We start from the raw sequence: 21,704 nt of genomic DNA, 5'->3' as shown, positions 1-21,704 counted from the left end.
GAAAAGGGCAGCCCGGACGCTCCAGTTTCTCTGAGCAGGACCAAGAGTGGGATCATGACGGAGACTTCTCTCGATATGTCAGGGAGCTCGGCCACAAAAAGCCGGGTTCACTCCGATCTGCGCGCGCAGCGTATCCGGTCGGCATGGGTGTTTCTCGCACCAACACTGATCGTGCTGGCGCTGGTGGCGGGCTGGCCGCTGCTGCGGACCATCTATTTCAGTTTCACCAATGCATCGCTGACGAGCCTCGGTACGGCGGAATTCGTTGGCTTTAACAATTATCTGTCCTGGGTGACGCTCAAGAGCGGGCGTACCGTCTATCGCGGTCTTCTGGCTGATCCCGCCTGGTGGGGTGCGGTCTGGAACACGATCCGGTTCACTATTCTGTCGGTCAGCCTTGAAACGATTTTTGGATTGATCGTCGCTCTGGTGCTGAACGCGAATTTCCGGGGGCGAGGGCTCGTGCGCGCCGCAATCCTGATCCCGTGGGCAATCCCGACAATTGTTTCAGCCAAGATGTGGGGCTGGATGCTCAACGACCAGTTCGGCATCCTCAATCATATCCTGCTCAATCTGGGCCTCATCAGCCAGAAGATAGCCTGGACGGCCAATCCCGACACCGCGATGATTGCGATCCTGATTGTCGATGTCTGGAAGACGACGCCCTTCATGGCGCTGCTTATTCTGGCCGGTCTGCAAATGGTGCCATCCGACATTTACGAAGCGGCCAAGATCGATGGCGTGCATCCGGTCAAGGTGTTCTGGCGTGTGACGCTGCCGTTGATCCGTCCAGCGCTGATGGTGGCGATCATCTTCCGTATGCTGGATGCCTTGCGCATCTTCGACCTGATCTATGTGCTGACGCCGAATAATGCGCAGACCAAGACCATGTCGGTTTTCGCCCGCGAAAATCTCTTCGATTTCGACAAATTCGCCTATGGTGCGGCGGCATCGACGATGCTGTTCCTCATCATTGCGGCGATCACCGTGCTCTACATGTTCTTCGGACGCGTCAATGTCGGCAGCAGGGGGGAATAGCATGATGCACTATGTGAAAACCCTCAGCTTCTATCTGCTGGTGGCGCTCATCATTTTGATCGCGGTGTTCCCGTTCTATTATGCGATCATCACCAGTCTCAAATCCGGGACGGCGCTGTTTCAGGTCGATTACTGGCCAAGCAGTTTCTCGCTCGACAATTATGCCGGTGTTCTCACGCAGGGCAGCTTCCTGCGCAGTCTTGGTAATTCACTGCTGGTGGCGACCGTTGTAGTGGCAATCTCGCTGTTGCTGGCGGTGACGGCTGCCTATGCGCTGGCGCGTGTGAGTTTTCGCGGGCGGGGCTTGTTGCTTCTCACCATTCTTTCGGTGTCCATGTTTCCGCAGATCGCCGTTCTGGCGGGTCTGTTCGAGCTGATCCGTTTTCTCGGTATCTTCAACACGCCGCTGGCGCTGATCTTCTCCTATATGATCTTCACGCTGCCGTTTACGGTCTGGGTCCTCACCACCTTCATGCGTGACCTGCCAATCGAGATTGAGGAAGCGGCCATCGTGGATGGCGCATCGCCGTGGGTGATTATCACGCGTGTTTTCATGCCACTGATGTGGCCGGCGCTGGTGACAACCGGATTGCTCGCTTTCATCTCGGCATGGAACGAGTTCCTGTTCGCGCTCACCTTCACCTCTTCGGGCAGTCAGCGCACCGTGCCTGTGGCTATCGCGCTTCTGTCCGGCAGCAGTCAGTTTGAAATCCCCTGGGGCAACATCATGGCGGCTTCCGTCATCGTGACGGTTCCCCTCGTCATCCTCGTGCTCATCTTCCAGCGGCGGATCGTGTCCGGTCTGACGGCAGGCGGCGTAAAGGGTTAGGTACAACCATGGCAGAACTTCAGTTGCGCGATGTGCGCAAGTCTTTCGGTAACTTCGAGGTCATCAAGGGCGTGGATATGGATATCCGACCCGGTGAGTTCATGGTCTTCGTCGGTCCATCCGGTTGCGGAAAGTCCACGCTGTTGCGCCTCATTGCAGGCTTGGAGGAAATCTCATCAGGCGATCTGTCCATCGACGGAACGGTGGTCAACAGCTTCGCACCTTCGAAGCGCGGCATCGCTATGGTGTTCCAGTCCTATGCGCTTTATCCGCATATGACAGTCTACGAGAACATGGCCTTCGGCATGCAGCTCGCGGGCAAGAGCAAGGATGAGTGCAAGAGCCGCATTCACAAGGCTGCGGAGATGCTGCAGCTGACGCCTTATCTCGAGCGCCTGCCACGCCAGCTTTCCGGTGGGCAGCGGCAGCGTGTCGCGATTGGTCGTGCCATCGTGCGCGATCCGAAAGTGTTCCTCTTTGATGAACCCTTGTCCAACCTCGATGCGGCACTACGTGTGGCTACAAGGCTTGAGATCGCCAGGCTCCACCAGAGCATGGAAGACACCACCATGATCTATGTGACGCACGATCAGGTGGAGGCGATGACGCTGGCCGACCGCATCTGTGTGCTGCGCGACGGACGCGTGGAGCAGATCGGAACGCCGCTCGAGCTTTACGAAAAGCCAAATTCGCTTTTCGTCGCCGGGTTCATCGGATCACCGAAGATGAATTTCCTGACCGGCAGATATAGTGAGCCTTTTGGCGCGCATACGGTGGGTTTGCGTCCCGAACATCTCGCTATCGTACACGAAAATGGTCACTGGACCGGTCAGGTAATCCATACCGAAATTCTCGGGTCCGACACCTATGTCTATATCGATCTCGGCCTGGAGGAACCGCTGGTGGTCCGCGAAAGCGGCGTGGCAGCGCGTAAATCAGGTGAGACGCTTTCGGTTTCCCCGATGGGTGAAAACATTCATCGTTTCGATGAAAAGGGCCGCGCCGTCTGACGCTGACCTCCCAAGCATAATGACACATGAGACAAATGGGCTGTGATGCCCGCAGCAAGGAGAATACTCGTGCCTATTCGTACCATCGTCTGGGGTGAAAACATTCACGAGCAGATCAATGAAACAGTGCGTTCGGTTTATCCGGACGGCATGCACAACACTATCGCCAGGGCGCTGAGCGAGGATAGCGCCATCGAAGCGACGACTGCCACCTTGCAGGAACCGGAGCACGGCTTGACTGAAGAGCGTCTCGCCAAGACCGACGTGCTCGTTTGGTGGGGCCACAAGGATCATGGTGGCGTCAGTGACGAGGTTGTGGAACGTGTCGCGAAGCGCGTTTTCGAAGGCATGGGGCTGATCGTGCTCCATTCCGGACATTTCTCCAAAATATTCAAGCGTCTGATGGGAACGCCCTGTGCGCTCAAATGGCGTGAAGCGGGCGAGCGCGAGCGGCTCTGGGTGGTCAATCGCGGCCATCCGATCACACAGGGGCTGGACGAGAACTTTGTGCTTGAGAACGAGGAAATGTACGGTGAACAGTTTTCCGTGCCGGAACCGCTCGAAACCGTTTTCATCTCGTGGTTCGCGGGCGGTGAAGTCTTCCGCTCGGGCATGACATGGCGGCGCGGTGCGGGCAATGTGTTCTACTTCCGCCCCGGTCATGAAACCTACCCAACCTATCATGATGCGAATGTGCAGACGGTTCTGCGCAACTCGGTCAAATGGGCCTACAATCCGCAACCGGCATGGACGGGCATTCACACCGCGCCGAATGTTCCCGTCGACAAGGCGCCAGAGCCGATTGTCGAGCGTGGGCCTAAACTGCACAAGCCGGGCGAAGCCGGTTATCGTTGAGGTGCATGATGCGTCTTCTTATTCTGGGAACAGGCGGCATGGCGAAGAACCATGCCGAAGCCTTCAAGGCCATCGAGGGTGTTGAGGTGGTTGCCGCATGTGACGTTTCGGCGGAGCGTGTCGATGGCTTCTCCGAAAATCACGACATCCACAACCGCTTTACGCGACTTGAGGATGCGCTGGAGTGGGGCCGTTTCGATGCAGTTGCCAATGTCACGCCGGATGCCATCCACCATCCGACTACACTTGCGCTGGTGGGCGCGGGAAAGCATGTCTTCTGCGAAAAACCGCTGGCGGAAAGCTACGAAAAAGCCGCTGAAATGGCGGATGCTGCCGAGCAGGCCAATGTCATCAACATGGTCAACCTGACCTATCGCAATGTCGCGCCCCTGCAAAAGGCGCGCGAAATGGTGATGGCGGGTGAGATCGGCCAGGTGCGCCATTTCGAGGCGTCCTATCTGCAAAGCTGGCTGGTGTCGAAGACATGGGGCGACTGGAAAACCGAAAGCAAATGGCTCTGGCGCCTTTCGACCAAGCATGGTTCGAACGGTGTTCTGGGCGATGTCGGCATCCATATTCTCGACTTTGCCAGCTATGCTATCGGCAGCGATGTGGAGCGAGCCTCGGCACGTCTCAAGACATTTGAAAAGGCGGATAACAACCATATCGGTGAGTATGTGCTCGATGCGAATGACAGCTTCGTCATGATGGCGGAATACGCCAATGGCGCGCTGGGTGTCATTCACGCCAGTCGTTGGGCGACGGGGCACCTGAACGAGCTACGGCTGCGGATCCATGGCGACAAGGGTGCGCTGGAAATTCTCCACACACCTACAGGCTCAAGCCTGCGCGGTTCCATCGGCGAGGACATTGAAACGCCAGTCTGGCGGGACATCGATGCGGGAACGGTGGAGACGAACTATCAGCGCTTTGCGCGTGCTGTGGCCGATGGTGCGGAACTGGAACCGAGTTTCCGTCACGCCGCCAATCTGCAACGGGTTCTCGATCATGCGATGACAGTGGATCGACCGTTGCCTGAAGTCGTGAGTGGATAAAAACCAGAAGCCCTCCCGGTAGGACCGGGAGGGCTATCGGTCAGTTGTCTTTGGTAAAAGTGTTGTCTACTTCACCACGGAAAAAGTCACGGCCATATATCAAAAGGCAGAGGACGACACCGGTCGCAAAAGCCCAGGCCGCACCGCGAGTGGCAAGAACCGCACCGACCACGCCGGCAATGCCAAGATCGCGTTGGGAACGTGCTTCGAGAATGCCGACGCGAACCGAAACATATCCCTGAATAAGCAAGGTGAGGGCGAGTGCGACGCCAAGGATCGGCTGCACCAGAGTGACGATCGGCATCAGAAACAAGCCGGTATTGGTGCCCCAGCGAAATGAGCCTGCGCCACCAAAGATCGAATGCATGGCCTTCTTTCCTTGCGAAAAACGCTCGGTGATGACGACGTGCATAGCCGACCAGAGCGGGCCGCACATGCATACATCCGGTCCAAGAACACTCATTGCAGCATTGCGTCCGCCAAAAATGAGATGCGCCCGGTCGGGGTTGTAGTCCACTTTTTCATCAGGACGCGCTTCATCGGCTTCCTTCAGAATGGCGCGGCTTTGCAGGACATCGCCGAACACGACGATATAGGCCGCAAGCATTGTCGGGATTGCGCTGAGGAACATCGAAAGCGGCGGCAAGCCGAGGCCGAAAACCGTATATTCGCGCCATAGCGTGGTGAAATCCGGACTTGTGATCGACCATTCAAGCTTTGGCCACTGTGCTTCACCGAAGAGGGGGGCGATAACGACAGCGAGCAGAATAATCGGGAACACACCAAGCTTTCCGACAATGGCAAGCACCGGATTACTGTTCTTGATACGCGCAAAATGGCGAGAGAAGATGACGTAGAAGCCGAGACCAACAGCAATGGTGATCGTGAACGGGAACGTATCGAAACGTCCGCCCAGCTGGAAAACCGATATCACGGCGGCAAATCCCGCGCCGACAATGATACCTGCCTTGATGGCGGCGGGAATAAGCTGCACCACCCGATGCGCCATGCCCGTCGCGCCGATAAAGATCGAGAATATGCCGAGCATCATTTGGAATGCGACAAGAGCGTGAACGCGTTCGGGACCCTCGGGGAATGTGGAGCAATAGGCCATCAGAAGCGGGATGGCAGGCGTGATCCAGCCCGGAACAACGGGGTCACCCAGAAGATGATGTGCAAGATAGAACAAGCCGTTCAGCACGACCACAGCAAGGGCGACCTCGAAAGGCATCCCAAGAAGTTCAGTCATGAGCGGGATGGCGGACAGATCCACTGCGCACATCAGCAGCCCTTGAAAATAATCGGGCCATTCGAATTTGTAGTGAACGAAAGGCAGGCGAATTTTGAATGGTCCGGCAGGCCAATAGGGCTGCTCCTGACCGTCGATACGTTCAGTGCTCAATTTATTCTCCAAAGACACAGAGACAAACTGCGGAGAAGCGGCTGTCAGCTCACTTCTCCGGTGTCCGGTCCGTCAGGTCGTTATGTTTGATCAGAAAGCTTCGCGATAAAGCGCCAGAGCGTCGGCCTCGGTCACATCGACCGGGTTGTTACCCAGAAGCCGTGTTTGCAGCATCGCGTCGCGCGCGAGCATTTCGAGGCTTTCTTCCGTCACGCCGACATCACGCAGGCGGCGCGGTGCGCCGGACTTGTTCATCAGCTCTTCCATATAGGTGACGAATGCCGCAGAACGCTCTTCCGTCGTGCCTTCGGATTTCTCCAGCAGCAGATCGCCAAGCTCTGCATAGAGCTTGGCCGCGCCCGCCATGTTGTAACGCAGCACAGGCCCCAGCATCAGCGCATTGGAAAGGCCATGCGGCACATGGTAGTGACCGCCGAGCGGATAAGCCAACGCGTGAACAGCGCCGACGGGCGAGTTGGAGAAAGCCTGACCGGCATAATTCGCGCCGAGTAGCATGGCCTCACGGGCATGACGATCATTGCCGTTTTCGCAAGCGGCGATCAGATTGGCCGAAAGAAGCTTCAGCGCTTCGCGTGCAAATGCGTCGGACAGCGGGTTCTTCTTGATCCGGCTTGTATAGGCCTCGATTGCGTGGACCATGGCGTCGATGCCGGTTGCGGCTGTATGCAGGGCAGGCAGACCGCAGGTCAGTTCTGCATCGAGAATAACGAAATCGGCGTAGAGCTGACGGGCAACGACGCCCATCTTCGTGGTTTCACCGGTCGTCAGAATGGTGATGTTCGTGACTTCAGATCCGGTTCCAGCTGTGGTGGGGATCTGGATCAGCGGAAGACGGCTGCCCTGCACCTTGCCGATACCATACAGTTCGGAAAGTTCCTGTTCGGAGACAAGCAGCACTGCTGCGAGCTTGGCGATATCCATGGACGAACCGCCGCCCAAACCGAGCACGATGTCGCAACCAGCGGTCTTTGCTTGCTCGACGCAGGCAAACAGCACGGATTCCGGCGGATCGGCCACCACGTCATCGAAAACGCTGATACCGAAACCAGCTTTCTCCAAAGAAGCCAGTGCATGGTCGAGAACGCCCGCCTTGTGCAGGCCTTTGTCCGTCACGATCAGAATATTGCGTTCGGAAAACCGTTCGCCGAGGATTTCGCCGAGGCGCTTCGCAGCGCTCCATTCGACGAGCATCGAACCGACGGTGTCGAACGAAAATGGCTTGATCTCTGTTGTCATCATTCCACCCTTATCACATTCACCAGCGCCGAGGTCTCTCATTTCCTCACCGGCACACAACGCTGGGCTTATCCCGGACCTGCTTCTGTCTTGGGAAGGAAGCGTATCCGTAATTCTCCGATGCAGCCGATGCACCGGTGGCTTTGAAAGAAGGCCTTGGGAGAAACCTTCGATTGTTCAGTATATTGAACGGTGTTCAAGACCTAAAGATCGATACAGGATGGAAAGGCAGACTGTCAATTTCTCCCTTCGGCTAAGACGCTGAAATTAAGCCCTAAAAGCCGACAAGCGAAATATGCCCGAACATAAGTGGTTGAAAATGTTTACCAGTTCTTCGGCGCCAGCCACACAACTTTGTGAATGCTTTATTTAATGCAGCTTGCCGGGCACTGCCTGAGGCTGCAGCGCGCCATGGGAAAGCACGTTCGCGTCTCCGCCGGATGCAGGATGGACGGAGAACCTCCTGTGCGGAGATCCATCACGATGCCGCAACCGCTTCGGTGGGGCGTGCGGAACACTCTCGCACATTTTCTCAAATCAGGTTTCTAAAAAGTGACGAAACAAGTAGGATTTACACTTGACCTCAACCAAGGTTGAGGAACTAGAGAAGCATGGCCGATCATCTGGAGTATCGCCCATGCGCTTGTCGCTTCTTCTTGTTCCCCTGGCATTTCCCGCCGCGCTCTTCGTCTCAACAGCTGCCTTTGGCGCGGAGGATGACGCTAGTGCGGGAGAAAAACTCTTCAAGCGGTGCTCCGTCTGCCACACAGCCGAGGCTGACAAGAGCAAGCGTGGGCCGTCATTGAACGGTGTCGTGGGCCGAACAGCCGCATCCTATCCCGGCTATCCCTATTCGGACGCGATGCGCAAGGCCGCCGCCGAGGGGCTTGTCTGGAATGAGGATGAACTGAAGAGCTTTCTCAGGAAACCGCAGGCCAGGGTCAAAGGCACCTGGATGGTTTTTGCCGGACTGACCAAGGAAAAAGACCTCGAAAACATGATTGCTTATCTGAAACAGCATTCCAAGTAGTGCTCGTTTCGGTTCGATGTGGCCGAGCGGGTATCCCGCCGCAAGGCCATAGCCGGTCGGAAACGCTGCGGGGCGTTTCCGACCGGCGCTACACAGGTATTCAATCCGAAGGGTTTGCGAGATGATGAACGGAAACGTGCTGCACTTAGATCGCGACGCAATAGGTGCTGTTTCGAAACGAGAGTTCGCGGATGCGATGTCGCAGATGGCATCCACCGTGTCCGTGGTGACAGCGTGCGATGCGGGAGAAGCCCATGGTCGCACGGTAACCGCAGTCTTATCACTTTCAGCAGAACCGCCGATGGTTCTGGTCTCGGTGAAAAGTGACAGTGCACTGGCTACAGCAATCATGGCGGATGGCGGTTTCTCGCTTGCCATGCTCGCGGAAGGGCAGGAAATGATCGGTGATGCCTTCGCAGGCAAGGTACAGCATGCGCAACGCTTCCTCATCGGCGTATGGGGGGAATGGCCGTCTGGCAGGCCGCATCTCTTTGGCGCTTCGGCTGCCATCGATTGCGAATTGGCGGGCAGCGTTCCAATGGCGGATCACACGCTTTTTGCCGGGCTGGTAACGGACACTGATTTGCCGTTGCATTCACGCCCATTGCTATGGGCGCGCCGCAATTATCGCGCACTGAGACATGACACGGATTTATGAGATACCTTGCATTGCCATGAGGCCGCAGCCTACACAGTCTGCATGATTGAGTTTGACGATATGGAACAGTCTGGTCTCAAGAAAAGCCTGACAGTTGGTGATGTTTCCCGGCGCGCTGGTGTGGCGGTCTCCACGGTTCATTTCTATGAAACCAAGGGCCTGATCGAAGGCTGGCGTACGGAAGGAAATCAGCGTCGCTATCACCGCGCTGTGCTGCGCCGCATCGCCATTATCAAGATCGCGCAGCGCGCGGGCATCCCTCTGGTGATCATTCGTGAGGCCCTGGCGGATCTTCCGCACGATCACGTGCCAACGGTAGAAGACTGGCGGCGTTTTTCTGAAGCCTGGAAAGATATGCTTCAGGAACGTATCGACAGTCTGATGCAGCTTCGCGACCAGATAACGAGCTGCATCGGCTGCGGCTGTCTCTCGCTTTCCGAATGCCCGTTGCGAAATCCCGATGATGTCCTTGGACAACAGGGCGCTGGTCCCAGAAGGTTGATGGTCAAGACCGGCAACCTCACCTAATCGCACAGCGCCTGCATTGAGCCTTCTTTGACCGCAAATAGAGCACGTGGCGTGCTGCATCAGGTCTTTTCGCTGCGGTCTCGGTGCCGCGAAATTCATAATCGTCGTTATAACAGCCATTCCATCGCACAAAGTCTAAAGTGCTAGACGCATGGATCGGCCTGCCTGTACTTTGCCTGTCGTCTGATCGATAGGCAGGGAGGGCCTCGCATGGATGTGACGATCATAACGGGAGCATCGGATGGGATCGGTGCCGAAACTGCACGGCAGATTGCCCGGCGTGACCGTGCCAATGCTGCTCTGGTGCTTGCTGCGCGCAATGTTGAAAAGCTGGAAAATCTGGCCACAGAGTTGCGGCAACTGGGCAGTTCGGTTCTCGTGGTGCCAACCGATGTGAAAGATCGTACAGCCTGTATCGATCTTATCAGTAAAACCGTTTCCGCTTTCGGTCGTATCGACACTTTGATCGTGAATGCAGGCATGTCGGCCCACGCCAATTTTGCTGAGATCAAACCAGATGACCTCAACTGGATGCATGATCTGATGGAATTGAATTACTGGGGTAGCGTCTGGCCCATTCATGCAGCACTTCCGTATCTTGCCGCCAGCAAGGGACGGATCGTGGCTGTGTCTTCTGTTGCCGGATTGATCGGTGTGCCGGGGCGCACTGCCTATAGCGGAACGAAGTTCGCTCTTTCGGGTTTCTGCGAGGCACTTCGCGCGGAACTGGAACCAAGCGGCATATCCATTACCATCGTCTATCCGGGCGTCGTCAAAACCGACATTCGCAAGGTGGGTTACAGCGCAAGCGGCGGCGCGCTGGGAACAAGTGGTGTGCGCGAAGATGACATGATGCCCGTCGAGGAAGCTGTGCGGCTGATGCTGGAAGGCGTGCAGGCTCGCAAGCGTGAAGTGTTGATGACCCGCCAGATGCGATTTGGGCGCTGGTTGAAACTGATTGCCCCCGCAATGGTGGATCGCATGGCCCTCAAGGCCATCAAGCCGGAGTTCAGACCGAAACCGATTAAGCCAGCTGGGTAAAGAACGCTTCGTTCATTCTAAGCTTTACGGCCAACTATCTGTTGACGAGTTTTTAACTTAGACTACTATATATAGTGTTCTAGGTTCTTTCGATTCGTTGGGTCGAAAGCTAAGATGGGAATCCGGTGCGTTTCATCCATGATGGATGCGGCAATGCCGGAGCTGCCCCCGCAACTGTAAGCGGAGAGTTCTGTCCATCACGTCACTGGCTTTGGCTGGGAAGGCGGACAGAATGTTGATCCGTGAGCCAGGAGACCTGCCTTGAACGAGTACGTCCACGGGCGGGGTGTCCGGTTGGCGCGCAATCTTGTGTGGCAAATCGTTGCCTTACGGGTTGCTGCCCCGAACTTCCCGCTCATAGCTTCGGGGTGAAGTCCATGTCCAGTTTATTCAGTTTCGGTTCCGATCCTCCCTTCGAGGCATAGTTTGTGTGGTCAGGCTGCTTGTTCGTGCGGCTGGCCGATCCCGTATCTCATGTCTTTCGACGCGCATTTTGCGATGCGCGAACGGCTCTTTGTGTCTCCTGTCGAGAGTATTCCAGTTTAAACCGGACCGTTGGAAATACTCTATCTCTTTGTTTTTACGCATGTCTTAACCCCAAAACCGGTTCCCACTTTTGGGAGACATGCTCCAGTGAGGAAAAAATGAACGTCACCGTTTACAGCAAACCCGCCTGCGTCCAGTGCACGGCCACCACGCGCGCCCTCGACCGCCAGGGTATCGAATATGAAGTCATCGATATCTCCGCCGATGCCGATGCTTTCCATCTCGTTCAAGACATGGGTTATCGCCAGGTGCCGGTGGTTGTGGCAGGTGAATCCCATTGGGCGGGCTTCCGGCCCGATATGATCAGCGCTCTCGCCTGAGGGCTATGGTCACATGAGCCTGATCGTCTATTTCTCCAGCCGGTCGGAAAATACACACCGGTTTGTCGAACGGCTTGGAATGCGGTCGAACCGTATCCCGATGGACGGTTCAGGCGGATTGCAGGTGCGCGAGCCATTCGTGATCGTGACGCCCACATATGGTGGCGGCGGCTCCAAGGGCGCTGTCCCCAAGCCTGTGATCCGCTTTCTCAACGATGAGAGCAACCGTTCTTTCATCCGCGGCGTGATTGCCGCGGGAAACAGCAATTTCGGCGAGGCTTTCTGTATCGCCGGCAACATTATCTCCGCCAAATGTCAGGTTCCCTATCTCTACCGCTTCGAGCTTCTGGGAACCGATGAGGACATTGGCAATGTCAAAAACGGGATGGAACGATTTTGGACACGGCAGACACGACCTTGATCCGAGAGCGCAAGGCACAGCCAGTGGCGCAGGATGCGCCTCAAGCTGTAACTTCCAACAGCAGTAAACCGTCAAAATCCTTGGATGGGCTGGATTATCACGCGCTCAACGCGATGCTGAACCTTTACGATGACGAGGGAAAAATCCAGCTTGACCGTGACCGGCAGGCTGCGCGCCAATATTTCCTCCAGCACGTGAACCAGAACACGGTCTTTTTCCATAACTTGCGGGAAAAGATCGATTATCTGGTGACCGAAGGCTATTACGAGCAAGAGGTACTGGATCAGTATTCCTTCAATTTCGTGCGCGATCTTTTCGACGAAGCCTATGCGAAGAAATTCCGGTTTCCGACCTTTCTCGGCGCGTTCAAATATTACACCAGCTATACGCTGAAAACCTTCGATGGAAAGCGCTATCTGGAGCGCTATGAAGACCGTGTCTGCATGGTAGCGCTGACGCTGGCGCGCGGCAATGAACAGCTGGCACGCAATCTGATGGAGGAGATCATTGCAGGCCGCTACCAGCCTGCGACGCCGACTTTCCTCAATGCAGGCAAGAAGCAGCGCGGCGAGCTCGTTTCCTGTTTTCTGCTGCGGGTCGAAGACAATATGGAGTCCATCGGGCGCTCGATCAATTCGGCGTTGCAATTGTCGAAGCGGGGCGGTGGGGTGGCCTTGAGTCTTACCAATATTCGCGAGGCGGGCGCACCTATCAAGCAGATTCAGAACCAATCGTCCGGTATCATTCCGGTGATGAAGCTTCTTGAGGATTCCTTTTCCTACGCCAATCAGCTGGGTGCGCGACAAGGAGCGGGTGCTGTTTACTTGCACGCCCATCACCCGGATATCATGCGCTTTCTGGATACGAAGCGCGAAAACGCCGACGAGAAAATCCGCATTAAAACCTTGTCGCTTGGTGTGGTCATTCCAGACATTACCTTCGAACTCGCAAAGAATAACGAGGATATGTACCTCTTCTCGCCCTATGATGTGGAGCGGGTTTACGGCGTGCCATTGACCGAGATTTCAGTTACCGAAAAATATCGGGAAATGGTCGACGATGCGCGTATTGCCAAGAAGAAGATCAATGCACGCGAGTTCTTTCAGGTGCTGGCGGAAATCCAGTTCGAGTCCGGTTATCCCTATATCATGTTCGAGGACACGGTGAACCGCGCCAATCCGATTGACGGGCGCATCACCATGAGCAATCTCTGTTCGGAAATCCTCCAGGTGAGTGAGGCGAGCATCTTCGGCGAAGACCTTTCCTATGATCATCTCGGCAAGGATATTTCGTGCAATCTGGGTTCGCTCAACATTGCATCGGCAATGGACTCGTCCGATTTCGGCAAGACCATCGAAACCTCCATCCGCGCTCTGACAGCAGTTTCCGATATGAGCCAAATCGGTTCCGTGCCGTCGGTCGCCCGAGGTAATGATGAAAGCCATGCCATCGGTCTCGGTCAGATGAATCTGCATGGTTATCTCGCCCGCGAGCGGATTTATTACGGCTCGGAGGAGGGCGTCGATTTCACGAATATCTATTTCTATACGGTTACCTATCACGCGATCCGCGCATCGAACCTGATTGCAGTGGAAACGGGCAAGTCCTTTAAAGGTTTCGAGAAATCCAAATACGCAACAGGTGAATATTTCGACAAATATACCGAGCAGCTTTGGGAACCGGCGACGGAAAAGGTTCGAGAAATTTTCGAAAAGGCTGGCACTGCGATTCCGACGCAGGATGACTGGCGCGATCTGAAAAATGCGGTGATGGAGGGCGGGCTTTATAACCAGAACCTTCAGGCCGTGCCGCCGACAGGCTCGATCTCCTACATCAACCATTCGACGTCATCGATCCATCCGATCGTGTCGAAGATTGAGATCCGCAAGGAGGGCAAGATCGGTCGCGTCTACTATCCGGCAGCGTTCATGACCAATGACAATCTCGATTACTATCAGGACGCCTATGAGATCGGGCCGGAAAAGATCATCGACACTTACGCGGCGGCGACGCAGCACGTCGATCAGGGCCTGTCTCTGACATTGTTCTTCCGCGATACCGCAACGACACGCGATATCAACCGCGCACAGATCTACGCGTGGAAGAAGGGCATCAAGACCATCTACTACATTCGCCTGCGCCAGATGGCGCTCTCCGGCACGGAAGTGCAGGGTTGCGTTTCCTGCGCCCTCTGACCACTGGTGATGACCAATGAATATTCAAGTGAAAACCAAGAACCCGAAACCCGCCGCAGTGCGTGCGATCAACTGGAACCGGATCGAAGATGAGAAAGACCTTGAGGTCTGGAACCGTCTGACCGGCAATTTCTGGCTGCCGGAAAAGGTGCCGCTTTCGAACGATATTCAGTCGTGGGAAACGCTGAAACCGCAGGAAAAGCAACTGACGATCCGCGTTTTCACCGGGCTGACACTTCTCGATACGATCCAGAACGCAGTCGGTGCCGTGAAGCTGATGGATGATGCAGCGACGCCGCATGAAGAAGCGGTGCTGTCCAACATCTCCTTCATGGAAGCGGTTCATGCACGATCCTATTCGTCGATATTCTCGACTTTGTGCCTGACGCCGGATGTTGACGATGCCTATCGTTGGTCCGAGGAAAACGAATTCCTGCAGCGCAAGTCCGTTCTGATCCTGGACCAGTATCGCGCGGATGATCCGCTGAAAAGGAAAATCGCCAGCGTTTTCCTGGAGAGCTTTCTGTTCTATTCCGGCTTCTATCTGCCCATGTACTGGTCGAGCCGGGCAAAGCTGACCAATACAGCCGATCTTATCCGGCTCATCATCCGTGATGAGGCTGTGCATGGCTATTACATCGGTTACAAATTCCAGCGCGGACTGGAACGCTTGAACGAAGAGCAGAAGCAGGCAATCAAGGATTTTGCCTTCGAACTTCTTCTGGAACTTTACGACAATGAGGTTCGCTACACGGAAGCGCTATATGATGGCGTTGGCCTAACTGAAGACGTCAAGAAATTCCTGCATTACAACGCCAACAAGGCTCTCATGAACCTCGGCTATGAGGCACTCTTCCCGGCTGAAGCGTGCAAGGTCAACCCGGCGATCCTGTCCGCTCTTTCGCCGAATGCAGACGAAAACCACGACTTTTTCTCCGGTTCCGGCTCTTCTTACGTCATCGGCAAGGCGGTCGCGACTGAGGATGAAGACTGGAGTTTCTGATGGCATCTCGGCGCCGCGTAACACCGGTGCCGAAGTTTTCTGTTCTGGAGATGACGTTGACGTTGCGGTCTTGTTTTGCGACACATGAATGATGCAGACCGCCATCACAATCGATCAGGACTATCTCGTAACACGGCTCAAGGCGCTTCTCGCCATACCGAGTCCGACCGGGTTTACCGACGAAGCCGTGCGTTATGTTGCGCGCGAGCTGGAGCATCTGGGACTTGAGGTTATGCTGACGCGCCGGGGGGCTATTCGCGCGCGCAGGGTGGGCCTGACGGAGAGACCGGCGCGCGGGATCGTATCGCATGTCGATACGCTCGGCGCGCAGGTAAAATATCTGAAGGAAAACGGACGGCTGGAACTGGTTTCCATCGGTAACTGGTCAGCGCGTTTCGCTGAAGGTGCCCGCGTTTCCATCTTTTCGTCCAAAGGAATTTATCGCGGTTCGATCCTGCCGTTGAAAGCTTCCGGCCATACATTCAATGACGAAGTCGATACGCAGCCGGTCGGCTGGCCTTATGTCGAACTCCGCGTCGATGCGCTCGCCCGAAATCGTGATGATCTGCTGCAGCTCGGTATCGATGTCGGTGACATAGTTGCTGTCGATCCCGCGCCCGAATTCATCGATAATGGCTTTATCGTCTCGCGTCACCTTGATGACAAGGCAGGCGTTGCAATCATGCTTGCGGCCCTCGAAGCGATGCAGAGAGCCAATGTGGAAACGCCGGTCGATAGCTATTGGCTGTTCACCATCGGCGAGGAAGTTGGAGTGGGTGCCTCTGCGGTCGTTGTGCCGGATATTGCCTCGCTGGTCGCCATCGATAATGGCACGACTGCGCCGGGCCAGAATTCATCGGAATTCGGCGTCACGCTTGCCATGGCGGACCAGACCGGACCGTTCGATTACCATCTGACGAAGAAACTTTACGAACTTTGCGGAGAGCATGACATTCAGGTCCAGAAGGATGTGTTCCGTTATTACCGTTCTGATGCCGCGTCTGCGGTTGAGGCCGGGCATGATGTGCGTACGGCTTTGCTGACCTTCGGTGTCGATGCCTCGCATGGTTATGAGCGCATTCATCTAAGCGCTCTGACTTCCATTGCAAAACTTGCAGTTCATTATGCAATGAGCGAAGTCGAGATCAAACGCGATGCCGAGGAAACCGCCAAGGGCCTCAAGGGTTTCACGCATCAGAAATCGACCAAGGCAGAGCAGGATTTGAGACCCGAGGATACGCCTGCGGAATAGGCTCTGAACTTTCTGAAATCGCGAGCGGGCTCAGGCCCGCTTTTTTTGTCTCGCAAAAATTAATTATGATAATTCATTGATGATAGTTGATTTATGCCTATAAATTAGAGTCTGACGGATTTGACAAATGAAGGGGAACCCCATGAGAAGGTTATTCCGTGCCGTCCTGACTGCTATGGCGCTTTCGGTCGCCGGGGCGGGCACAGTCGCGCTGGCCCAAACGCCGCCCAATGTGCTGATTGTCGGGCAGATTGCAGAGCCGCAATCGCTCGATCCGCATACAGTCACGGCCACCAATGATTTCCGCATCCTCGTCAATATTTATGACGGCCTTGTGCGCTACAAGGACGGAACGCTGGAAGTAGAACCGGCACTGGCGGAAAGCTGGACGATTTCGGACGACGGCAAGACCTATACGTTCAAGCTGCGTCAAGGCGTGAGGTTCCATGACGGTTCGGATTTCAATGCCGAAGCGGTCAAGTTCAACTTCGACAGAATGCTAAAGGAAGACCATCCCTTCTATAACACCGGCCCATTTCCGCTTTCGTTCAATTTCTCGTCCATCGATGCAGTCAATGTGCTCGATGAACACACTGTCGAGTTCAAGCTGAAGGAGCCTTTCGCTCCATTTCTTTCCAATCTGGCCTATCCGACCGGCCTGATCGTGTCGCCGGAAGCGGTCAAGAAATACGGTAAGGAATTTGGCCGTCATCCATCCGGAACCGGTCCGTTCAAGTTCGCGGAATGGCAATCCGGCCAGCGTGTGGTGGTGGAGCGTAATCCCGACTATTGGGACACAGCGCCAGCATTGGAAGCAGTTGTGTTCCGCCCGATCACGGATGCCAATACCCGCGTCGCGGAGATGATGGCAGGCGGGCTGGATGTCATGGTGGAAGTGCCGCCGGATAATCTTGCCACCTTCAAACAGGACGCGAATTTCGCGGTTGCCGAACAGGCGGGCCCCCATGTCTGGTTTACCATCCTGAACGCGAAGAGCGGTCCATTCGCGGATAAGAAAGTGCGTCAGGCGGCGAATTATGCGGTTAACAAGCAAGGCCTCGTAGACAATGTGTTGCAGGGTTCCGCAACTGTTGCTGCGGGGCCGATCCCACCTGCCTTCAACTGGGTCGAGAACAAAACCGAACCCTATCCCTATGATCCTGAAAAGGCCAAGGCGCTCCTTGCCGAAGCTGGTGCAAGCAATCCCGAAGTCACGTTCTATGTGACCGAAGGCGGTTCTGGCATGCTTGATCCAATCACGATGGGTGCCGCAATCCAGGCCGATCTTCAGGCTGTGGGCTTCAAGGTCAAGATTGAAACCTATGAGTGGAACACGTTCCTTGGCAGGGTAAATCCGGGACTGGATGGCAAGGCCGATATGGCCGAGATGGCATGGATGACCAATGATCCGGACACGGTGCCTTATCTGACGCTTCGCAGCGACGCACTGCCGGACAAGGGCGGTTTCAATTCCGGTTACTATTCCAACCCCAAAGTGGATGAGCTTCTGGAAAAGGCGCGGTCATCGACCGATCAAACCGAGCGCGGCAAGCTTTATGGCGAAGTGCAGAGCATTGTCCATGACGATGCACCATGGCTGTTCGTGGCGAACTGGAAGCAAAATGCAGTCACGACCGCTGCCGTCAAGGGGTTCAAGTTGCAGCCGTCCTTCCTGCTGCATTTGAAAGACGTAACCAAGCAATAAGCGGGGAGGGCATTCATGTCAGCCTATATCCTCAAGCGACTTGTCGCCGTTGTTCCTGTGTTGCTCGGGCTCTCGATCATCGTTTTTCTCGTCATGGCGATGATCCCCGGTGATACGGCGACTGCGTTGCTCGGATCATACGCAACACCGGAAAATGTCGAGCGGGTCAATCGCGATCTCGGTCTCGACAAGCCGTTGCTGCAACAATACTTCATCTGGATGGGCAATCTCCTGCATGGGGATTTCGGGCGTTCCTTCGTGCTCAATCGTCCGGTGCTGGATGAGGTTATGGAGCGCTTTCAGGCGACACTCGTGCTTGCAGGCGTAGCACTGGTACTGTGTTCAGTCTTCGGCCTGCTCGCGGGTATCGTTTCGGCAGTGCGCCAGTTCGGCTGGGCAGACAGGGCGATCACTTTCATCGTGCTTGCCGGAATTTCCATTCCCTCATTCTGGTTGGGGTTGCTTCTGATCTATCTCTTCGCGGTTCATTGGCGCATTCTGCCAGCGTCCGGCATGTATGCTGTTTATGGCGGCGGTGACCTGAAGGATCTGCTCTGGCATCTGATCCTGCCTGCCACGACGCTGGCCGTGGTAGCGGCAGGCGTGATCGCACGTCTGACCCGCGGCGCGATGCTGGAAGTGCTTCGTCAGGACTATATCCGGACAGCTCGGGCCAAAGGTCTCAACGAACGTCGCGTGATATACGGTCATGCGTTTCGCGCCGCACTTGTCAGCGTCATTCCTGTGATCGGTATTCAGGCGGGATTTGTGCTGGGCGGCGCCGTCTACATTGAAACCGTGTTCCAGTGGCCCGGTATTGGCGCCATGCTGGTGAAAGCCATTTCCACCCGCGATATCTTGCTGGTGCAAGGTGGCGTACTTGTGGTTGCCGCGAGTTATGTCCTCTTCAATCTACTCGCTGATGTCATCCAGACCATGCTCGATCCAAGGATACGCTCATGAGCGCGCTTCCAGAAATTTCTGCCGCGCCAACGGCGGTCCGCATGTCATCATGGCGGCTCCTGATGAGCAATCGACTGGCAGCTTTCGGTTTTTTTATGCTGGTCCTGATCTGCCTCGTCATTCTGCTGGCCCCGGTTCTCCCGCTTCCCAATCCTGACGCGACTTCTCCCGCAATGCGATTGAAACCCGTGTTCAGCGAAGGACATCTTCTTGGAACGGATCAACTCGGGCGCGATATATTGAGTCGTGTCATATGGGGCACGCGGGTGTCTGTCGCGGTAGGATTTGCAGCGACGCTGATCGCAGCGATTGTTGGCTCGGCGATCGGTCTCGTGGCCGGCTATGCGGGCGGACGAACCGACAATTTGATGATGCGCGGCATCGATATGCTGATGGCATTTCCTTATATCCTGCTGGCGCTGGCTATCGTGGCGGTACTCGGGCCGGGCCTGATGAATGCGCTTTACGCGATCGCCGTGGTCAATATTCCGTTCTTCGCGCGTAATGTTCGCGGGGTTACGCTTGGTCTCGCGCATCGTGAGTTTATTGATGCTGCCCGGCTCTCCGGGAAAAGTCCGGTTTCGATCCTGTTAAGCGAAGTGCTGCCCAATGTGCTGCCGGTTATCGTCATTACCATGTCGACCACGGCGGGCTGGATGATCCTCGAAACGGCAGGCCTGAGCTTCCTTGGTCTTGGCGCGCAGCCGCCGCAGGCCGATCTCGGCTCCATGCTCGGCGAGGGCCGCGCGCAACTGTTCAATGCCCCGCATGTCTCCATCGTGCCGGGATTGATGATCTTCCTGCTGGTCATCAGTCTCAACGTATTGGGAGATGGGGTGCGCGATGTTCTCGATCCGCGATTGCAGTCAGGTGCGCTGGGGCGGCCAGGTGCTGTAACCGATATTGCCAAGGACCGGTCATCGCCCATGATCAAGGATAGCGAAAAAGCTCTTTCTATTGCCGGTCTCGAAACGGGCTTCGTCAATGGTGGGCATTTCACCGCCGCTGTCCGCAGCGTTTCACTGGAACTTGAACGCGGCGAATGTCTCGGCCTGATCGGGGAGAGCGGATCGGGCAAAAGCGTGACCGCCCTGTCAGTAATGGGCCTCGTGGCGTCCCCGCCCGGACTTATCCGCAACGGCGCGATCTATCTGGGCGACCGGGACGTTCTTTCAATGTCTGAAACCGAGTTGACGGCGGCACGGGGCGCAAGAGTTGCTTATGTGTTTCAGGACCCACTGACAACGTTGCATCCTATGTATCCGGTCGGTCGGCAGGTCGAGGAAGCAATTGCAGCGCATCGGCGGATCGGAGCCAGTGAGCGGCGGGAACAGGCGATTGTGCTTCTTGACAAGGTTGGCATTCCAGATGCAGCGGAACGGGCCAATCACTATCCGCACCAGCTTTCAGGTGGCCAGCGTCAGCGTGTCGGCATTGCCATGGCTCTGGCCAATGATCCCGATATCATCATTGCGGACGAGCCGACCACGGCGCTCGATGTCACGGTGCAGGCGCGCATTCTCGAACTGCTGCGCGATCTCCAGCGCGAGCGTGGCATGGCTCTGCTGTTTATCACCCATGACTTTGGAGTGGTTTCGGAGATTTGTGACCGCGTGGCAGTGATGAAAGACGGCGAGATTGTCGAGACGGGCACGACATCGGAAGTTCTTTCCAATCCGCAGCACAGCTATACGAAACGCTTGATAGCCTGCGTTCCCGAACTTGGGCAGGGTGCCGACTTTCTGGAACGTGTGGCTGGTCTCTTCAAGCGCGAAAACGGGAGGGTGGCAGGATGAGCGGAAATGCGATCAGCGTTCGCGATCTCACCAAAACCTTCGGTGGCGGACGAACACTTCTGGGTAAAGAGCGTCACAAGGTCGAGGCGGTTAAAAATGTTTCGTTCGATCTTGGAAGCGGTGAGACACTGGCGATTGTCGGTGAAAGCGGATCGGGCAAAAGCACGCTCGCCAGAATGCTCGTCGGGCTGACAGAGCCGACGGGCGGTACGATGACGATTGCTGGACGCGACGCGCATGAACTGCGAAATTCCGGTGCACAGGCATTTGGCAAGGTCATACAATATGTATTTCAGGACCCTGTCGCATCGCTCAATCCCAGAAAGACAATCCGGCAGATACTGGAAACACCACTCAGGCTTCTGGGCGGGCTGGATTCAGCTCAGTGCCAGCAGCGCATGATCCAGTTGCTGGATGCCGTTCAGATGCCCAAGGATACGCTGGAACGATATCCGCACGAATTCTCCGGCGGGCAGGCGCAACGTATCGCCATTGCGCGCACGCTGGCCGCTGAAGCGGAAATCGTCGTACTCGACGAACCGGTTAGCGCGCTGGATGTCTCTGTTCAGGCGCAGGTTCTTCTGCTTCTGGATCAACTGAAGAAAGAGTTTGGTCTCTCTTATCTCTTCATCAGTCATGATCTTGCCGTGGTGGAAGCCATCTCTGACAGGGTTGCAGTTATGTATTTCGGGGAAATCGTTGAGGAAGCAACTGCAAGCGCTCTTTTTGCCAGACCTGAACATGCCTATACACGACAACTCGTGGAAAGCGCGCCGCGCATCAGGAGAGAGTAGCAAGAT

20 protein-coding genes and 1 riboswitch are annotated in these 21,704 nt (G+C 55.8%); of the genes, 18 read left to right on the top strand and 2 right to left on the bottom strand.

Features of this window, described 5'->3' with window-relative positions:
• Positions 1-54 precede the first annotated feature (54 nt).
• From ABDF71_RS17815 to ABDF71_RS17795, 5 genes are all read left to right on the top strand, one after another.
• A complete protein-coding gene (locus tag ABDF71_RS17815) occupies positions 55-1,038 on the top strand; it encodes a carbohydrate ABC transporter permease (RefSeq protein WP_040128466.1) in 984 nt (327 codons plus the stop codon).
• A gap of 1 nt (position 1,039) precedes the next feature.
• A complete protein-coding gene (locus tag ABDF71_RS17810) occupies positions 1,040-1,867 on the top strand; it encodes a carbohydrate ABC transporter permease (protein ID WP_011982680.1) in 828 nt (275 codons plus the stop codon).
• A gap of 8 nt (positions 1,868-1,875) precedes the next feature.
• Positions 1,876-2,877, top strand: coding sequence for an ABC transporter ATP-binding protein (locus tag ABDF71_RS17805; protein WP_011982681.1), 1,002 nt, complete (start codon positions 1,876-1,878; stop codon positions 2,875-2,877).
• Between the two features lie 69 nt (positions 2,878-2,946).
• Positions 2,947-3,732: a ThuA domain-containing protein gene (locus ABDF71_RS17800; protein WP_036579398.1), complete on the top strand. Its 786-nt coding sequence runs from the start codon at positions 2,947-2,949 to the stop codon at positions 3,730-3,732.
• Positions 3,733-3,740: 8 nt separating this feature from the next.
• Entirely contained in the window at positions 3,741-4,787 is a 1,047-nt protein-coding gene (locus tag ABDF71_RS17795) for a Gfo/Idh/MocA family protein (RefSeq protein ID WP_151663538.1), read from the top strand.
• A gap of 40 nt (positions 4,788-4,827) precedes the next feature.
• Here ABDF71_RS17795 and ABDF71_RS17790 read toward each other — a convergent pair whose 3' ends face one another.
• Together ABDF71_RS17790 and ABDF71_RS17785 are read right to left on the bottom strand one after the other, a co-directional pair.
• Entirely contained in the window at positions 4,828-6,189 is a 1,362-nt protein-coding gene (locus ABDF71_RS17790; protein WP_010660906.1) for a hypothetical protein, read from the bottom strand.
• Positions 6,190-6,279: 90 nt separating this feature from the next.
• The gene (locus ABDF71_RS17785; protein ID WP_036579386.1) at positions 6,280-7,449 is read right to left on the bottom strand and encodes an iron-containing alcohol dehydrogenase; all 1,170 of its coding nucleotides are present in this window, start codon (positions 7,447-7,449) and stop codon (positions 6,280-6,282) included.
• A gap of 634 nt (positions 7,450-8,083) precedes the next feature.
• On the opposite strand from ABDF71_RS17785, the gene ABDF71_RS17780 reads away from it, so the two are divergent.
• From ABDF71_RS17780 to ABDF71_RS17720, 13 genes are all read left to right on the top strand, one after another.
• Positions 8,084-8,476: a c-type cytochrome gene (locus ABDF71_RS17780; RefSeq protein ID WP_258124485.1), complete on the top strand. Its 393-nt coding sequence runs from the start codon at positions 8,084-8,086 to the stop codon at positions 8,474-8,476.
• Between the two features lie 121 nt (positions 8,477-8,597).
• Positions 8,598-9,134, top strand: coding sequence for a flavin reductase family protein (locus tag ABDF71_RS17775; RefSeq protein ID WP_258124484.1), 537 nt, complete (start codon positions 8,598-8,600; stop codon positions 9,132-9,134).
• A 60-nt stretch (positions 9,135-9,194) separates the two neighbouring features.
• A complete protein-coding gene (soxR, locus tag ABDF71_RS17770) occupies positions 9,195-9,662 on the top strand; it encodes a redox-sensitive transcriptional activator SoxR (protein ID WP_125334913.1) in 468 nt (155 codons plus the stop codon).
• 210 nt (positions 9,663-9,872) lie between these two features.
• Positions 9,873-10,703 carry an SDR family oxidoreductase gene (locus ABDF71_RS17765; RefSeq protein WP_258124482.1) on the top strand — a complete coding sequence of 277 codons (831 nt, stop codon included), beginning with the start codon at positions 9,873-9,875 and terminating at the stop codon, positions 10,701-10,703.
• A gap of 64 nt (positions 10,704-10,767) precedes the next feature.
• Positions 10,768-10,981, top strand: a riboswitch (cobalamin riboswitch).
• Positions 10,982-11,347: 366 nt separating this feature from the next.
• Positions 11,348-11,569: a glutaredoxin-like protein NrdH gene (nrdH, locus tag ABDF71_RS17760; protein WP_010660916.1), complete on the top strand. Its 222-nt coding sequence runs from the start codon at positions 11,348-11,350 to the stop codon at positions 11,567-11,569.
• Positions 11,570-11,582: 13 nt separating this feature from the next.
• Positions 11,583-11,990 carry a class Ib ribonucleoside-diphosphate reductase assembly flavoprotein NrdI gene (nrdI, locus tag ABDF71_RS17755; RefSeq protein WP_011982689.1) on the top strand — a complete coding sequence of 136 codons (408 nt, stop codon included), beginning with the start codon at positions 11,583-11,585 and terminating at the stop codon, positions 11,988-11,990.
• Positions 11,966-14,185: a class 1b ribonucleoside-diphosphate reductase subunit alpha gene (nrdE, locus tag ABDF71_RS17750; RefSeq protein WP_258124481.1), complete on the top strand. Its 2,220-nt coding sequence runs from the start codon at positions 11,966-11,968 to the stop codon at positions 14,183-14,185. The genes nrdI and nrdE overlap by 25 nt, the downstream gene beginning before the upstream one ends.
• 16 nt (positions 14,186-14,201) lie before the next feature.
• Positions 14,202-15,188, top strand: a complete 987-nt coding sequence (gene nrdF / locus ABDF71_RS17745; RefSeq protein WP_011982691.1) for a class 1b ribonucleoside-diphosphate reductase subunit beta — start codon at positions 14,202-14,204, stop codon at positions 15,186-15,188.
• Between the two features lie 91 nt (positions 15,189-15,279).
• Positions 15,280-16,440: an osmoprotectant NAGGN system M42 family peptidase gene (locus tag ABDF71_RS17740; RefSeq protein WP_029928050.1), complete on the top strand. Its 1,161-nt coding sequence runs from the start codon at positions 15,280-15,282 to the stop codon at positions 16,438-16,440.
• A 142-nt stretch (positions 16,441-16,582) separates the two neighbouring features.
• On the top strand, positions 16,583-18,145 hold the full coding sequence (locus ABDF71_RS17735; RefSeq protein WP_036577892.1) for an ABC transporter substrate-binding protein: 1,563 nt from the start codon (positions 16,583-16,585) through the stop codon (positions 18,143-18,145).
• Positions 18,146-18,160: 15 nt separating this feature from the next.
• Positions 18,161-19,108 (top strand): ABC transporter permease, encoded by a 948-nt coding sequence (locus ABDF71_RS17730; protein ID WP_036577895.1) that lies wholly within the window; start codon positions 18,161-18,163, stop codon positions 19,106-19,108.
• A complete protein-coding gene (locus tag ABDF71_RS17725) occupies positions 19,105-20,904 on the top strand; it encodes a dipeptide/oligopeptide/nickel ABC transporter permease/ATP-binding protein (protein ID WP_258124480.1) in 1,800 nt (599 codons plus the stop codon). The genes ABDF71_RS17730 and ABDF71_RS17725 overlap by 4 nt, the downstream gene beginning before the upstream one ends.
• Entirely contained in the window at positions 20,901-21,698 is a 798-nt protein-coding gene (locus ABDF71_RS17720; RefSeq protein WP_010660924.1) for an ATP-binding cassette domain-containing protein, read from the top strand. The genes ABDF71_RS17725 and ABDF71_RS17720 overlap by 4 nt, the downstream gene beginning before the upstream one ends.
• Positions 21,699-21,704: the final 6 nt, after the last annotated feature.

The sequence above is a fragment of the Ochrobactrum sp. WV_118_8 genome, assembly GCF_039631535.1.
In the GTDB taxonomy this organism is placed as follows: Bacteria; Pseudomonadota; Alphaproteobacteria; order Rhizobiales; family Rhizobiaceae; genus Brucella; species Brucella anthropi.
Note: the sequence above shows the minus strand (reverse complement) of the source record. Positions and strands in the feature narration are given on the sequence as shown.